13 protein-coding genes and 1 pseudogene are annotated in these 15,108 nt (G+C 72.7%); 8 read left to right on the forward strand and 6 right to left on the reverse strand.

Going from position 1 to position 15,108, the window contains the following annotated elements:
• The first annotated feature begins 46 nt into the window (after positions 1–46).
• From ACIGO8_RS03525 to ACIGO8_RS03535, 3 genes are all read left to right on the forward strand, one after another.
• Positions 47–1,198 carry a glycosyltransferase gene (locus tag ACIGO8_RS03525; RefSeq protein ID WP_399724296.1) on the forward strand — a complete coding sequence of 384 codons (1,152 nt, stop codon included), beginning with the start codon at positions 47–49 and terminating at the stop codon, positions 1,196–1,198.
• A 10-nt stretch (positions 1,199–1,208) separates the two neighbouring features.
• Positions 1,209–1,889, forward strand: coding sequence for a lipopolysaccharide biosynthesis protein (locus ACIGO8_RS03530; protein ID WP_399723294.1), 681 nt, complete (start codon positions 1,209–1,211; stop codon positions 1,887–1,889).
• 176 nt (positions 1,890–2,065) lie between these two features.
• Entirely contained in the window at positions 2,066–3,211 is a 1,146-nt protein-coding gene (locus ACIGO8_RS03535) for a GNAT family N-acetyltransferase (RefSeq protein WP_399724299.1), read from the forward strand.
• A gap of 657 nt (positions 3,212–3,868) precedes the next feature.
• On the opposite strand, the pseudogene ACIGO8_RS03540 reads toward ACIGO8_RS03535, so the two are convergent.
• Positions 3,869–5,035: pseudogene (locus ACIGO8_RS03540) on the reverse strand (glycoside hydrolase family 26 protein); the annotation flags it as partial.
• Positions 5,036–5,192: 157 nt separating this feature from the next.
• Here ACIGO8_RS03540 and ACIGO8_RS03545 point away from each other — a divergent pair.
• Together ACIGO8_RS03545 and ACIGO8_RS03550 are read left to right on the forward strand one after the other, a co-directional pair.
• On the forward strand, positions 5,193–6,542 hold the full coding sequence (locus ACIGO8_RS03545) for an ATP-grasp domain-containing protein (RefSeq protein WP_399723296.1): 1,350 nt from the start codon (positions 5,193–5,195) through the stop codon (positions 6,540–6,542).
• Between the two features lie 131 nt (positions 6,543–6,673).
• Positions 6,674–7,960, forward strand: coding sequence for an FAD-dependent oxidoreductase (locus ACIGO8_RS03550; protein ID WP_399723298.1), 1,287 nt, complete (start codon positions 6,674–6,676; stop codon positions 7,958–7,960).
• Positions 7,961–8,027: 67 nt separating this feature from the next.
• On the opposite strand, the gene ACIGO8_RS03555 is transcribed toward ACIGO8_RS03550, so the two are convergent.
• On the reverse strand, positions 8,028–8,261 hold the full coding sequence (locus tag ACIGO8_RS03555) for a chaplin (protein ID WP_399723300.1): 234 nt from the start codon (positions 8,259–8,261) through the stop codon (positions 8,028–8,030).
• Positions 8,262–8,815: 554 nt separating this feature from the next.
• On the opposite strand from ACIGO8_RS03555, the gene ACIGO8_RS03560 reads away from it, so the two are divergent.
• Positions 8,816–9,841, forward strand: a complete 1,026-nt coding sequence (locus ACIGO8_RS03560) for an LCP family protein (RefSeq protein WP_399723302.1) — start codon at positions 8,816–8,818, stop codon at positions 9,839–9,841.
• A gap of 65 nt (positions 9,842–9,906) precedes the next feature.
• On the opposite strand, the gene ACIGO8_RS03565 is transcribed toward ACIGO8_RS03560, so the two are convergent.
• The 4 genes from ACIGO8_RS03565 to mca all read right to left on the reverse strand — a co-directional run bounded on the left by ACIGO8_RS03565 (position 9,907) and on the right by mca (position 13,902).
• Complete coding sequence (locus ACIGO8_RS03565) at positions 9,907–11,934, reverse strand: thioredoxin domain-containing protein (protein WP_399723303.1); 2,028 nt, start codon at positions 11,932–11,934, stop codon at positions 9,907–9,909.
• Between the two features lie 161 nt (positions 11,935–12,095).
• Entirely contained in the window at positions 12,096–12,488 is a 393-nt protein-coding gene (locus ACIGO8_RS03570; protein WP_399723305.1) for a rodlin, read from the reverse strand.
• A gap of 303 nt (positions 12,489–12,791) precedes the next feature.
• Positions 12,792–13,028 (reverse strand): hypothetical protein, encoded by a 237-nt coding sequence (locus ACIGO8_RS03575; protein WP_399723307.1) that lies wholly within the window; start codon positions 13,026–13,028, stop codon positions 12,792–12,794.
• Positions 13,021–13,902: a mycothiol conjugate amidase Mca gene (mca, locus tag ACIGO8_RS03580; RefSeq protein WP_399723309.1), complete on the reverse strand. Its 882-nt coding sequence runs from the start codon at positions 13,900–13,902 to the stop codon at positions 13,021–13,023. The genes ACIGO8_RS03575 and mca overlap by 8 nt, the downstream gene beginning before the upstream one ends.
• Positions 13,903–13,999: 97 nt before the next feature.
• Between mca and ACIGO8_RS03585 the strand changes: the two genes are divergently transcribed.
• Positions 14,000–14,401, forward strand: a complete 402-nt coding sequence (locus ACIGO8_RS03585) for a DUF4307 domain-containing protein (protein ID WP_399723311.1) — start codon at positions 14,000–14,002, stop codon at positions 14,399–14,401.
• Positions 14,402–14,601: 200 nt separating this feature from the next.
• Positions 14,602–15,099 carry a transcription elongation factor GreA gene (greA, locus tag ACIGO8_RS03590; protein ID WP_399723312.1) on the forward strand — a complete coding sequence of 166 codons (498 nt, stop codon included), beginning with the start codon at positions 14,602–14,604 and terminating at the stop codon, positions 15,097–15,099.
• Positions 15,100–15,108: the final 9 nt, after the last annotated feature.

Raw genomic sequence — 15,108 nt, forward strand, 5'->3', positions numbered from 1 at the left:
GGTCGTCGGGCCGGACGGCGGCGGCGGGTCCGGCGCCCTGGCTGGGCTGAAGGTGCTGCACGTCATCACCGGGCTCGGGATCGGCGGCGCCGAGCAGCAGTTGCGGCTGCTGCTGCGGCATCTGCCGGTGCGCGGCCGGGTGGTGACGCTGACCAATCCGGGTGCGGTCGCGGACGGCATCGAGGCGGACGGCACACCGGTCACGCACCTCGGGATGAGGGGCAACCGCGACGTCGGCGCGCTGCCGCGGCTGACCCGGCTGATCCGGCAGGGCGGTTACGACCTGGTGCACACCCATCTCTACCGGGCCTGCGTGTACGGCAGGCCGGCCGCGCGGCTCGCCGGCGTGCGGGCGGTCGTCGCGACCGAGCACTCGCTGGGCGACCACCAGATCGAGGGCCGGCCGCTGTCGGCCGGGACGCGGGCGCTGTACCTGGCGACGGAACGCCTCGGCACGTCCACGGTCGCCGTCTCGCCGAGCGTGGCCCGCCGGCTGGCGCGCTGGGGCGTGGACCCGTCCCGCGTCCACGTCGTGCCGAACGGCATCGAGACGGACCGCTTCGCCTTCGACGCGCGCGCCCGCGCGACGACGCGGGCGGCGCTCGGGCTGCCCGCCGACGCGTTCGTGGTCGGCGGAGTGGGACGGCTGACGCCCGGGAAGCGGTTCGACCGGCTCGTACGGGCGGTGGCGTCGGTTCCGGAGGCGCGGCTGCTGCTGGTCGGCGAGGGCGAACAGCGGGCGGAGCTGCTGCGGGTGGCCGAGGAGTGCGGGGCCGCGGACCGGGTGCTGCTCCCGGGCGCCTTCCCGGACCCGCCGGCGCGTCCGGCGGACGGGCTGCCCGATCTGCCGTCGCTGCTCGCCGCGATGGACGTCTTCGTGTCCACCTCTCCCGACGAGACCTTCGGGCTCGCGGTCGTCGAGGCGCTGGCGGCGGGCCTGCCGGCGCTGTACGTGGCGTGTCCCGCGATCGACGACCTGCCGCCGGACGCGGCGCCCGGCGCGCGCCGGATCGGCGCGTCCGTGCCCGAGCTGATCGGCGCCCTGCACCGCCTCCGCGCGTCCCGCACCGACCGGCTGCCGCCGCCCGAGGCCCTGCGGCGCTACGACATCGCGCACAGCGCCCGGCAGTTGCTGTCCCTCTACCACCGGGCCGTCCACGGCCCGCACGTTCCCGTGCCCCACCTTCCCGCGAAGTGAGAGCTGTGTCATGACCTCCAAGTCGACCTCGACCTCGGCGACGATCCCGCCACGTTCCTCCCTCCTCACGCCGGCCCGCTGGATGGTGCTGCCGGCCGCCGTGCTCGCCGGCGCGGTGCTCGGCGGCGGCTACGGCGCCGTGAAGGCCCCGCAGTACGCGGCGACCAGCTATGTCATCGTCGTGCCCGCCGAGAAGTCCGACCCGTCCGCCGCGCTCGGCTTCGCCCAGGCGTACGGGCGGGTGGCCACGGACATCGCGGTGACCGGCGACGCCCCGGTCTGGGCGGGCGTGTCGGCCGAGACGCTGCGGTCGAGCGTGCAGGCCGCGACCTCGCCGGACGCGCCGATGATCTCGATCACGGCGCGGTCGGCGAAGCCGGCGACGGCCGTGTCGATGGCCGACGGGGTGGCGAGGGCGCTGGTCCTCAACAGCACGCATGTCGCCGCGAACACGGGCGTGAAGGTGGTGCAGTTCTCGCGGGCGACGAAGCCGGTGACTCCGGTGTCGCCGTCCGCGTCGCTGTCGGCGCTCGTCGGCGCCTGCGGCGGCGGTCTGCTCGGCGGCCTGGCCCTGCTCGTACGGCCGCGGCGGAACACGCGGGCCGAGGCCCGGCACTCGCGGCAGTCGCTGCCGACCGCCTCGGTGCCGGGCCCGGCCACCGCGCAGCAGCCCGAGCCGGAGGCGGTGTGACCGTCAGAGCCGCCGGGACGGACGGCGGTACGACCAGGCGGACCGCCGAGGCGGGCGTCGGCGACGTCGCCGGCGCACCGGCCGGCCCGGGCGGCGGTGCGGGCGCCGCGACGGCCGGGGCGCGGGGCGGCGCGGGCGGGCGGGCCGCCCGGGCGGGCGGCGGCGCGGGCGGTGGGCTGCGCGGTGAGATCTGCCGGGACGGCGGGGAGTTCGGGCGGCTCGGGCCGGAGTGGACGGAGCTGTACGGCCGCTGCGCGGCGGCGACGCCGTTCCAGTCCCACGCCTGGCTGCACTCCTGGTGGCTGTCGTACGGGCGGCCCGGGGCCCTGCGGGTGGTGCTGGTGCGGCGGGCGGGCGACGGCGTGCTCGTCGGCGCGGCGGCGCTGATGCGGGCCGCGGCCGGGCCGCTGCCGGTGCCGGTGCTGACGCAGCTCGGCGGTGCGATCACCGACTTCACCGACGTGCTGCTCGACGACGACTGCCCGGAGGCGGCGCGGGCGCTGGCCGAGGCGATGGCGCGGGCGGCGCGCGGCGCGGTGGTGGACCTGCGGGAGGTACGGCCCGGGGCCGCGGCGGAGCGGGTCTGGGCGGCCTGGCGCGGGCCGCGCCGGCGGCTCGCCGACTCGTCGTGCCTCGAACTGCCCGCCGTTCCCATGGAGGCCCTGCTCGAACGCATCCCGTCGGGCAAGGCGCAGCGGGTGCGGGCGAAGCTGCGCAAGCTCGACGCGCTGGGCGTCGACCAGCGGATCGTGCCCGGGCCCGAGGTGCCGGACGCCCTCCGCCGCCTCCTGAGCCTCCATCAGCTCCAGTGGCGGGGCCGCGGCGTGACCGCCGAGCACACCAGCGAGCGGTTCGCGCGGCACCTGGCGCGGGCGGTGCGGCCGATGGTCGAGAGCGGCGACGCGATGGTCACCGAGTTCCGGCTCGGCGGCGAGGTGGTGTGCGCGGACCTGACCCTGATGTCGCGGCGGCTCGCGGGCGGCTATCTGTACGGCGCCGATCCGGAGCTGCGGGCCCGCAAGGTGGACGTGGCGGCGATGCTGCTGCGGCACGCGGCGCGCGAGACGAGCGCGAGCGGCCGGGCCACGCTGAGCATGCTGCGGGGCACCGAGCCGTACAAGCACCACTGGCGCCCGGAGACGGTGCGCAACCAGCGTCTCCTGCTGGCGGGGCGCGCTACGGCTCCGCTGCTGTGGGCGCGGGCGGGCGCGGCGCGGGCGCGGAGCTGGGCGGCCGGGCAGGTGCGGGAGCGGGAGTGGCTGGGGCGGGCGTGGGAGCGGGTGACGCGACGGCGCGGGACGGCGGACGGCGGCGGAGGATGAGTTCCTCCGCCGCCGCGGGTGCCGGTCGTCACCGGCGGGTCAGAAGGGCCAGGTCCCCCGCAGGGCGCCCTTCCAGTCGATGTTCAGGGCTTCGTCCCAGTCGGTCGCGTCGTCCACGGAGTCCTTCCAGGACTCCTCGGCCACGCAGACCGGTCCGCCGATCCAGCTCTCGACCCAGGAACCGAGGTTCACGGCCCAGCAGTCGGGCTTGGGCTCGGGCTTCGGCTCCGGCTTGGGCTCCGGCTTCGGCTCCGGCTTGGGCTCCGGCTTCGGCTCCGGCTTGGGCTCCGGCTTCGGCTGGGGCTTCTCGGGCTTGGGCTCCGGCTTGGGTTCGGGCTTCGGCTGGGGCTTTTCCGGCTTGGTCTCCGGCTTCGGCACCGGCTTGGGCTCTGGCTTCGGTTCCGGCTTCGGCTGGGGCTTTTCCGGCTTGGTCTCCGGCTTCGGCTCCGGCTTGGGCTCGGGCTTCGGTTCGGGCTTGGGCTGGGGGTTCTCCGGCTTGGTCTCCGGCTTCGGCACCGGGATCGTCGGGAGCGTCGGAAGCGTCGCGTCCGTCGGCTCGGCCGGGTCCGCGGGCTCCGCCGGCTCGGCGGGCTCCGCCGGTTCGGCGGGCTCGGCGGGCTCCGCCGGGTCCAGCACGTCCCACGGGTCCCACATGTCCCACGGGTCGAGCGGATCCACCGGGTCGACGGGGTCGACCGGGTCCGTGGGATCGGCCGGGTCGGCCGGGTCCGTCGGGTCCGTCGGGTCCGTCGGGTCGATCGGATCCGTCGGGTCCACCGGATCCGTCGGCTGGGTCGGGGCCTGCGGGTCCGTCCCGTACAGCATCTGCCGGAACACCTGCGACGACCGGGGATTCTCGTCGCACTGCCACACGCCGTGCGGACAGTAATCGGTGATCGTGTGGTACAGCGGCGGATGCTTCTTCATCCAGTCGAGCATGCGCCGCATGTACTCGGGGTTGTCCCCGTTCCGGAACAGGCCCCATTCCGGATAGGAGATCTGCTTTCCGTGCTCGGCCGCGAAATCGACCTGCGCCTGGAGCCCGTACGGCTCGTTCACGTGCCGGTCGAAACTCGCGCCCGTCGGCTGGTCGTAGGAATCCATGCCGATGATGTCGACGACGTCGTCACCGGGATAGCACTCCGTCCACGGAACGGCGTCCCGGCCCCGGCTCGGAGCGAAGTCGAACCGGAACTTCTGACCCGGCACGGACCGCATCGTCGTCACGATGCGGTTCCAGTACTTCTTCCAGGCCGTGGGGTCCGGCGCGCACCGGTGGGTGTAGGTCGTGCCGTTCATCTCCCAGCCGAGGACGATGACGGTGTCCGTGGCCTCCAGGTCGACCAGGCGCCGGGCCAGCGTCCGGAAGTGGTGGTCGTAGTAGCCGGCCGCGCCGAGCTGGAGCTGGCGCCGGACCTCGTAGTCCGAGACGCCGGCCTCGTTGCGTTCCAGCATGGGCACGTTGAGCACGAGCATCCGGTCGTCGCGTTCCCCGCGCCAGGACGCCCAGGCGTCCAGGAAGCCGGGCGGGCCCTCGATGCTCGACCACCGGTCGCCGGGCAGGTACGTGTGCCCGACACGCAGTTCGCGGCCTCCGAGCCACTGCTGGAGGCGGCTGATGCGGGCCACCCCCAGCGGACCCGATTCGAGGAACGCGCCCAGTGCGCTGGACAGAGTCGGTTGAGGGTCCCGTGTCGTTACGGATGCGGCGGCGTGAGCCTGAGCGTGAGCGGGAGACGACAACACGACAGAACCTGACGCAAGGAGACCGGCGGTGAACACCCCCAGCCATACCTTCGAAGTTCTTCGCTTTCCGTTGACCATGGCAGCTCCTTCTCTCTCTCGCCGCTTGATGGTCCGTCAGTCCGATGTTCCGAAAGTATTCCTAATGCGCCGAGCGAGAACGCGGTCCGATCCCCTCAGTAGTCCCTTAGAGGAATTTTCATCGCCCACTTGGGGCATCCGAGACGAAGGACATGCCGTGCCGAGTTTTGACACCCGCGTCCCCGCGGTCCTTGTGCGGCTCGACCCGAATCCCTTCCACCACGGCACGCTCGGCGCCGCCCGCTCCCTCGGCAGGGCGGGAATCACGGTGCACGCGGTGGTCGAGTCGCTCTCCAGCCCGGTCGTCCGCTCCCGCTACGTCCGCGGCGCCCACCCGCCCCCTGCCCAGCCGTCTCCCGCCGAGCTGGTGCGGCTGCTGCTGCGGCTCGCCGAGCGGATTCCTGAATGCGCGTCACGACCCGCGCTCCTGGTGCCCCTCGACGACATCACGGCCCTGTGCCTCGCCGAGTGCCGGCCCGAACTCGCCGGCCGCTATCTGCTGCCCGACCAGTCCCCGGAGCAGCTCTCGCGCGTCGCCGACAAGGCCCACCTCGCCGAGACCTGCCGTGCCCTGGGCCTGCCCCACCCTCGTACCGAACTCCCGGCCGGGGCCGACGAAGCCGCCGCCATGGCCTGGTCGCTGGGTCTGCCGGTGATCGCCAAGTGGAGCCGTCCGTGGCTGCTCCCGCCGGGCGGCGGGCTGCGCAGCACCACGATCGTCGGCTCGCTCGCCGAGGTCCGCGCCCTGTACGCGCGCACCCCGCAGGCCGGCAGCCGGCTGCTGCTCCAGGAACTGCTGCCGGCCGGACGCGACCTCGACTGGTTCTTCCACGGCTACGTGGACTCCGCCGGCGGCTGCTCGACCGGCGCCACCGGCCGCAAGGAGCGCTCCTGGCCCGACGGGGCCGGGCTCACCGCGGTGGGCCGCTGGACCGCGAACCCGGTGCTCGACGGCACGGCCCGCACACTGCTCGCGGCGCTGGGCTACCGGGGCGTGTGCGACCTGGACTTCCGGTTCGACCGCGGCACCGGCACCTATCACCTGCTCGACTTCAACCCGCGGCCCGGAGCGCAGTTCCGGCTGTTCGCCGACCGGCACGGACTCGACGTGATCCGGGCGATGCACCTGGACCTGACGGGGCGGCGCGTGCCCGCGCACCTGCCCGCGTACGGGCGGCGCTTCGTCGTCGAGAACTACGCGGCCCTGTCGTACGTCTCCTCGCCCCGGCGCCGCTACGCGCAGGAGCCCCGGCCCGGCGGAGGAACCGGCAGCGGTGCGGGCGGCGGCAGGCGCACGGCCGGCGAGGCGGCCTGGTTCGCCGCCGACGATCCCGGTCCCGCGCTCGCGATGCTGCGGGCCTGGCTCGCCCACGCCCTGCGCAAGGGCCTGCTGAGGCTCCGTCGGCTGCTGCGGCCCGCCGGGCGGCCCCGGTGGCGGCCGGCCGTCACGCCGCAGCCGCCGCCGTCGGCCCGTACACCCTCCACGGACCGGATGAGCCCGCGATGAGCCCCAGCCCCCTGACGGGCACGACGAGCACGGCGAGCACGACACGCAGGTCGAGCACGTCGAGCACGACACGCACGTCGAGCACGACACGCACGACGGGCACGACACGCACGACGAAGGCGGAACACACGATGTACGACCTGGTGATTGTGGGCGCGGGACCCTACGGCCTGTCCGTGGCCGCCCACGCGGCCGCCGAGGGCCTCGGCCTGCGCACCTTCGGCCGGCCGATGGAGTGCTGGCACGCCATGCCCTCGGCGATGTTCCTGAAGTCCGAGCCGTGGGCCTCCCACCTCTCCGATCCCGAGGGCCGTTACGGGCTCGACGCCTACGCAGCGTCCCGGGGCGTGCGCGCCGAGCACGGGGTGCCGCTGCCCGTCGGCTTCTTCGCCGCGTACGGCGACTGGTTCGCCCGCCAGGCGGTGCCCGCGCTCGACGAACGCCTCGTCACGAGCGTCGCGCCGGTCGCGGACGGCACCTTCACGGTCACCGCGGAGGACGGCGAGACCGTCCGCACCCGCACCGTCGCGCTCGCCGTCGGCGTCCTGCCCTTCCTGGAGATCCCCGGCCCGCTGCGCGGGCTGCCGCGCCGTTACGTCACCCACTCCAGCCACCACGGCGAGCTCGACGGCTTCGCGGGCCGGGACGTCACGGTGATCGGCGCCGGGCAGGCGGCCCTGGAGACCGCCGCCCTCCTCACCGAGCGGGGCGCGGCCGTGCGGATCCTGGCCCGCTCCGGCCGGCTGAACTGGAACACCGTGCCGCCCGCGCTCGAACGCGGCCGGTGGCAGTCGCTGCGCGCGCCGCACACGGGTCTCGGCTGCGGCTGGCGGAACCGGCTGTACGCGGACACGCCGGGGATCTTCCGCCGGCTGCCGGCCGCCACCCGCGAGCGGATCTTCGACTCGGCGCTCGGCCCGGCCGGCGCCTGGTGGCTGCGCGAGCGGTTCGCCAAGGTCGAGGACGTGCGGCTCGGGCAGCGGGTCACGGCGGCGACGGTGACCGCCGACGACCGGCTGCGGCTCGACGTGGCCGGCGCGGACGGGACGGCCGGCGTCGTGGAGACCGACCATGTCGTCGCGGCCACCGGCTTCGTACCGAGCCTGGACCGGGCGGACGTGCTGGCGCCCGCGCTGCGCTCCGGGCTGCGGCGGGTCGGCGCGGGCGGGGCACCGGAGGTGGGCGCGCTCTTCGAGTCCTCGCATCCGGGCCTCTTCCTCGCCGGGCTGCTGACGGCCCCGTCGTACGGTCCTTCGATGCGTTTCGTGTTCGGCGCGACCTACACGGCGGGACGCCTGGTGAAGGGCGTCCGGCAGCGGCTGCGGGCCGACGGACGGAGCGGCGCCGGTCGGAGCGGCGGCGGCAGGATCGGCCGGCCTCGCGCCGGCGGGGAGCGGGTGGCGGCCGGCGCCTCCTGAGAACGGCGAAGGCCGGCCCCGGGAGCGTGGTGGACGCTCCCGGGGCCGGCCCGGTCCGCCGCAGACGTCAGCGGTTGATGCAGATGTTGCCGAAGGCCGGGTTGACCAGGCCGATGATGTTGACGCTGTTGCCGCAGATGTTGATCGGGATGTGAATCGGGACCTGCACGTTGTTGCCCGAGAGGAGGCCCGGCGAGCCGGCGGCGAAGCCGTCGGCGTACGAGTCGGCCATCGCGGGGGCGGCGGCACCCAGGGCCATGAGCAGACCGGCGACGGCGACCGCAGCCTTCTTGCACTTCATTTCGTCTGGATCCTTTCTGCGGCGGAAGAGAATTCACGGCTTTCGTGAGGCGCGAACGCACTGCGGCGCTCGCCTTCCGCTACACGGTTCGGCACGACCCTGCCACGAAAGGGAAGCCGCCCGGCGGTCCGACCGGCATTGTTCACTCCATTGCCGTGCGGAACAGCACTCCACGCGTATTCAGTTCGGTTTACGTGCGGTTTCCACGCGGCCAGATCGGTGTTCTGGTCAGCCGTTCCCACTCCCGGTCGGGCACTCCTGGCACGGTCCGCCCGGCCCGCTCCCATTGGCGGGCGAGCGAGGAGAAGAGAGGAAACGGTTCTCGGTCGACGGGCAACGGGTCGGCCACATATCGGCTCTTCGGAATGAAGGCCATGCGCTCCCATTTCCCTGGATCGGGGGCCAAATTCGCTCCTTCCGCTGAGGTTTGGCATCATGACACAGCCTCAGCAGGAGAGTGATTCGAACTGCCCATGTCGCGTCGCGGACCTCTGTGCGACAGCGGCCGAATTACGGTGCGGGCGTCATTACCTCCCGACCACCGGTGGTGCGTCATGAAACTGCTCCGACCGTCGCGGCTGCTCCTCCTCACCGGAACACTGGCCGCGCTCGGCGCCGGGACCCTCGCCGCTGCCCCCGCTCCCCTGCCGTCGCCCGCCGAGGGCCTCAACCTCCTCGTCGTCGGCATCGACACGCGGGACGGCGTCACGCCCGAGGAGCGCAGGAAGTACCGGACCGGCGACAAGGGCTGCGGCTGCACCGACGTGATGATGCTGGTGCACGTCTCCGCCCGGAACGACCGGGTCAGCGTGGTGAGCCTGCCCCGCGACTCGCTGACCGAGCTCGCCGAGCACCGCGACCGGCAGACCGGCGAGCTGCGCCCGCCGCATCAGGCGAAGCTCAACCACGCCTGGAAGGAGGGCGGGGCCCCGTTCACGATCGAGACGGTCGAGGCGCTGACCCGCCTGCCCGTCCACCGCTATCTCGAGATCGACTTCCGGCGGTTCATGGACACGGTGAACGTCGTCGACGGCGTGCCGATCTGCACGGCGAAGCGCCTGACCGACCCGGTCACCGGGATCGACCTCCTGCCGGGCACCCGCAGGGTCCACGGCGGCGAGGCGCTCCAGTACGTCCGCTCGCGCAAGGCGGACGGGCAGGCGGACTTCGGGCGGATCAAGAAGCAGCAGCGGTTCGTCGTCAACACGCTGCGCGAGCTGCGCGCCCGGGTGTTCGAGGGCGGTGACTGGCTGCGCCTGGTCGCCCGGACGCTGCGCGGCACGAAGGAGGCGGAGCGGGCGATCAGCGCGGCGGAACTGCTGCAACTGGCCGCCCGGCTGCGGAATCTCACTCCGGACCGCACGGAGTTCGCCACCGTCCCGATCAAGACCATCAACCCGCTCATCCCGGGCATCGGGGCGACGATCTCGTGGGACGAGGAGTACGCCGCGGAGGTCTTCGCCCGGCTGCGCGAGGACAAGGGCCTCGCGCAGCCGCGCGCCACACCGCAGAGCCAGACCCCGCTCGGCGAGTACCGGCCCGCCGGCGGCGAGAGCCTCCTCTGCGACCGGACGCCCTAGGAGGCGTCTCCGGCCGGCCCGTCGGGACCTCGGGCGGCTTGGGCCGGGCGGGGCCGGCTGCCGGGTCAGTCGCCGAGTGCGCGGGCCAGCAGCTCCGGGTCCGTCTTCGGGGCGTCGCAGACGAAGTGCCGGCAGACGTAGGCGGTGGCCCGGCCGTCGACCAGCGGCCGGTCCCGCAGCAGCGGGAACTCCTCGCCGTCGGGCAGCCCGGCGGCGAGGACCGCGCCGGGCGCGGTGGCGCGCAGGGCCGTGCGGCGCAGGGCGCGGAAGCCCTCGTCGTCCGGCGCGCCGACCACGGCGACCTCGCGCGGCCCGTCGAGCAGGGCCTCGGCGACGGCCAGGCCCCAGCCGATGAACCGGGGCGCGCGCGGGCCGAGCGCCTTGACCACGCCGAGGGCCGCCTCGGCGGCCTTCCGGTGCGGCTCGGACCCGGTGTGCGCGGCGTACGAGAGCAGCGCGCCGGCGGCCGCGGTCCAGCCGGAAGGGGCGGCGCTGTCTGTGGGGTCCTGGGGCCGGCGGATCAGCTGCTCGGCGTCGTGGGCGGTGTCGTAGAGCGCGCCGCCCTCGGTGGTGAACTGGTCGAGGACGATGTCCAGGAGGAAGCCGGCGAAGTCCAGCCAGACGCCCTCGCCGGTGACGGACGCGAGCGCGAGGAAGCCCTCGGCGACGTCGGCGTAGTCCTCCAGGACTCCGGCGTTGGCGCCGGCGAGGCCGTCCTTGGAGGTACGGGTGAGGCGGCCGGCGTCGTCGAGGTGGAGCCGGACCAGCAGGTCGGCCGCCTCGGTGGCGCGGTCGACGAGGTCGGGGCGGTCGAGCAGGGCGCCGGTCTCGGCGAGCGCGGCGATGGCGAGGCCGTTCCAGGCGGCGACGATCTTGTCGTCGCGGCCGGGGCTCTCGCGCTCCTCGCGGGCGGCGAGCAGCCGTTCCTTGATGGACGCGATCTTCTCGGCGTCGGCGAGGCCCGCGTCCTGGGGCAGCTGGAGCACGGAGGCGCCGTGCTCGAAGGTGCCCTCCTCGGTGACGCCGAAGTACCGGGCGGCGTAGCGGGCGTCGTCCTCGCCGAGGACGGCGGCGAGCTGCTCGGGCGTCCACACGTAGTAGGCGCCCTCGACGTGCCTGCCGTGTCCGTCGTCGGAGTCGGCGTCGAGCGCGGAGGCGAAACCGCCCTCGGGCGTGCGCAGTTCGCGGACCATGAAGTCGGCGGTCTCCAGGGCGACGCGGCGGGCCAGGTCGCTGCCGGTGGCCCGCCACAGGTGCGCGTACACCCGGCACAGCAGCGCGTTGTCGTACAGCATCTTCTCGAAGTGCGGCACGACCCACTCGCGGTCGACGGAGTAGCGGGCGAAGCCGCCGCCGAGCTGGTCGTAGATGCCGCCGCGGGCCATCGCCTCGCAGGTGTCGGCGGCCATCTGGAGGGCGCCCTCGGCCCCGGTGCGGGCGTGGTGGCGCAGCAGGAACTCCAGGACCATCGACGGCGGGAACTTGGGCGCGCCGCCGAAGCCGCCGGAGGCCGTGTCGTAGTCGCGGGTGAGGCCGAGCAGGGCCTGGGCGAGTTCCGACTCGTCGGGCGCGCCGGCGCCGCCGTGGACGAGGGAGCGGGCGGCGAGGTCCTCGACGATCTTCTCGGCGACCTGGCCGACCTCGTCGCGCCGGTCGGTCCAGGCGCGGGCGACGCCGTCGAGGACGTCGGAGAAGGACGGCATGCCGTGCCGGGGCTCGGGCGGGAAGTAGGTGCCGAAGTAGAAGGGAGCGGCGTCCGGGGTGAGGAAGACGGTCATGGGCCAGCCGCCCTGACCGGTGGCGGCCTGCACGGCCTCCATGTAGACGGCGTCGACGTCGGGCCGCTCCTCGCGGTCGACCTTGACGGCGACGAAGTGCTCGTTGACCAGGGCCGCGGTGCTCTCGTCCTCGAAGGACTCGTGGGCCATCACATGGCACCAGTGGCACGAGCTGTAGCCGACGCTGAGCAGCACCGGGACGTCGCGCCGCCGGGCCTCCTCGAACGCCTCGGCCGACCAGGGCCACCAGTCGACCGGGTTGTCGGCGTGCTGGAGGAGGTAGGGAGAGGTCTCATGGGCCAGTCTGTTCGGCATGTTTCCCATCCTCGCGCACCCGGGAGGGTCGTGTACGGCGGAAACACCGCCCGTACGCCACGGGTGGACGGGGCGTGAACGGGGCACGGATACGGGGAAGCGGCCCCGTTCCTCGCATTGGCTCTGCGAGGAACGGGGCCGCTTCAGCGGCGCCGCGGAGGTCAGCCGCCGACGTTGCCGTTCTGGGAGAGGACCTCGCCCAGGATGTGCGACAGAGCGTCGTCGCCCTTCTGCTGCACGGAGTTCTGGGTGCAGGTCTGGTTCGACATCGGGTTGCCGAGGACGTCCTGAACGGCGACCGGGACGGCGATGACGCCGACCGGAACCTGCGCCTGGATCTTCTGGATGTCGAAGCAGTGGAGCACGCCACCGTTGATGAGGCCGAAGTTCGGGCTCATGTAGCCACCGGTGGAGTTGCTGCCGATGGACTGCTTCGACGTGTTGCCGATGATGTTGGAGCTGCCGCCGTCGTTGCCGGCCGCCATCGCCGTGGTCGCGGACATGCCGGCGACGGTGGCCGCAACAGCAGCGGTAGCAAGAACCTTCTTGATCACGAGTCTTCCTTCTTGAGCTCGATGGCCCGGAACTGCTCCGTTGACCGAAGCGTCCTGATCAACTGCCCTGAGAAGGATTGGTTCCGGAGCGTCACCCGGATGCGCTATTCGGCACATGAACGCCATCGGACGGGAGGTCGACGGCCGACCGTTCGGGCCGCACCCTCCCGTGTCACGACCCTTGGGAACACCGGGCGGCAAGCCGCTCTCCGCTCCCGTGGGTCGGGGTGCGCGACGACGCGTCCGGGTAACGCGGCTACGGGCCCCGGCGGTCGCTCGGGGCCCGTAAGGGGGTGGGGTCGGCTATTCCTTCGCCGTGCCCGGGGCGCCGGGGGCCGTCGCGGCCGGGTCCGGGGCCTCGGTGAAGTCGATCTTGTGCATGTGGCGGTTCATCGACTTCATCAGCATCCAGACCGCCAGCGCCAGGACGGCGAAGACGACGAACCCGAGGACGCCGGGAGTCACCTTGTTCTCGTCCAGCTCCTTGGCGGCGAGGGGGGCGAGCTGGGTCAGTGCCAGGTGTGCGCTCATGCTAGGCATTGTCCCGGATGCCCGCGAAGAGGTCGCTCTCGGGGAGGGAGGAGTCGACGAGGGACTTGCTGAGCTCGTACTCCTCGGTCGGCCAGACCTCCTTCTGGATCTCCATCGGGACGCGGAACCAGCCGCCGTCGGGGTCGATCTGGGTGCGGTGGGCGATCAGCGCCTTGTCGCGGACCTCGAAGAACTCCGCGCAGGGCACGAAGGTCGTCAGCGTCCGCTCCTTGCGGGAGAACTCGTCCCAGCGCTTGAGCCAGTCCCCGTACGGCGACTCCAGGCCCCGGTCGAGGAGGGCCTGGTGCAGGGCCTCGGTGCGGGGCCGGTTGAAGCCCTGGTTGTAGTAGAGCTTCTGCGGCTGGAAGGCCGGGCCGAACTCGGCCTCCGGGTACTTCTCGGTGTCGGCCGCGCCGTCGAAGGCCACCATCGAGATCTTGTGGGTCATGATGTGGTCGGGGTGCGGATACCCGCCGTTCTCGTCGTAGGTCGTGATGACCTGGGGACGGAAGGCGCGGATCTTGCGGACCAGCTCGCCGGCGGCGGCGTCCACGTCCTCCAGCGCGAAGCAGCCCTCGGGCAGCGGGGGCAGCGGGTCGCCCTCGGGCAGGCCCGAGTCGACGAAGCCCAGCCACTCCTGCCGGACGCCGAGGATCTCGCGGGCCTCGTCCATCTCCTTGCGGCGCACCTCGTGGATGTTCGCCTCGATGTAGGGGTCGCCCTGGAGCTTCGGGTTGAGGATGGAGCCGCGCTCACCGCCCGTGCAGGTCACCACCAGGACCTCCACCCCCTCGGACACGTACTTGGCCATCGTCGCCGCGCCCTTGCTCGACTCGTCGTCGGGGTGGGCGTGAACGGCCATCAGTCGCAGCTGCTCAGTCAAGACTCGATCCTCAGTGATTCGTCGCCTAGGGAGGTCTCTATAGTGACGGAATCGGGGGACGGAAAATTCCGGCACCCCGGCGGCGAGAGGAACGATCATGAGCGCGGTGCGAGAGCAGCTGCCCGAGGGGCGCTACGGGCGCTCCGCGGACGCCCGCGCCGACCGCACCCTCAAGATCGTCGGCGCCGTGCTCGGTGTCCTGTTCCTCGGCGTGATGGGCTGGTTCGGCTGGTACTACGTCGTCGACAACAAGATCAGCGCGGAGTTGATCAAGTTCGACGTGGTGGGTGACAGCGAGGTCCAGGTCCATCTGGAGATCCGCAAGGACGAGGGCGCCCAGGGCGTCTGCACGCTGCGCTCGCGCGCCGCGGACGGCACCGAGGTGGGCCGCAAGGACGTCCGTGTCGACGAGCCGGGCTCCCGGGTCGACAAGGTCTACACGATCCGCACCACCGCGAAGGCGACCAACGCCGAGCTGATCGGGTGTACGGCCCGGTAGCGGTGGGTAGGGAGGCGGGGAAAAGCCCCGCCGGGTCGTCCCGGTGACCTGGGAAGACGCGAACTCCGTGGTTTATGTCCTCCCGCTTTTCGCCACTCATTGTTAGGCTCGTGGTTTCGCCCGCTCGAAGCGCATGCTGGAAAGGCATGCGTGTCGCGCAGGGCGATGCTTTGTATTCCCAGTACCTACGAGGAGCACCTGTGACCCAGACCAGCGACAACGTCACCTGGCTCACCCAGGAGGCGTACAACAAGCTCAAGGACGAGCTTGAGTACCTGTCTGGTCCCGCGCGTACCGAGATCGCCGCCAAGATCGCCGCGGCGCGCGAGGAGGGCGACCTGCGGGAGAACGGCGGGTACCACGCGGCCAAGGAGGAGCAGGGCAAGCAGGAGCTCCGGGTCCGCCAGCTCACGCAGCTCCTGCAGAACGCCAAGGTCGGCGAGGCTCCGGCGGACGACGGCGTCGTCGAGCCGGGCATGGTCGTGACGATCGCCTTCGACGGCGACGAGGACGACACGATGACGTTCCTGCTCGCCTCCCGTGAGTACGCGAGCGACGACATCGAGACCTACTCCCCGCAGTCTCCGCTGGGCATCGGCGTCAACGGCAAGAAGGCCGGCGAGGACGCGGAGTACGAGCTGCCGAACGGCAAGCTGGCGATGGTGAAGATCCTCAGCGCCAAGCCGTACACCGGCTGACCGCGCTCT

Origin of the sequence: Streptomyces sp. NPDC053493 (assembly GCF_044544825.1) — a bacterium.
Classification (GTDB): Bacteria; Actinomycetota; Actinomycetes; order Streptomycetales; family Streptomycetaceae; genus Streptomyces.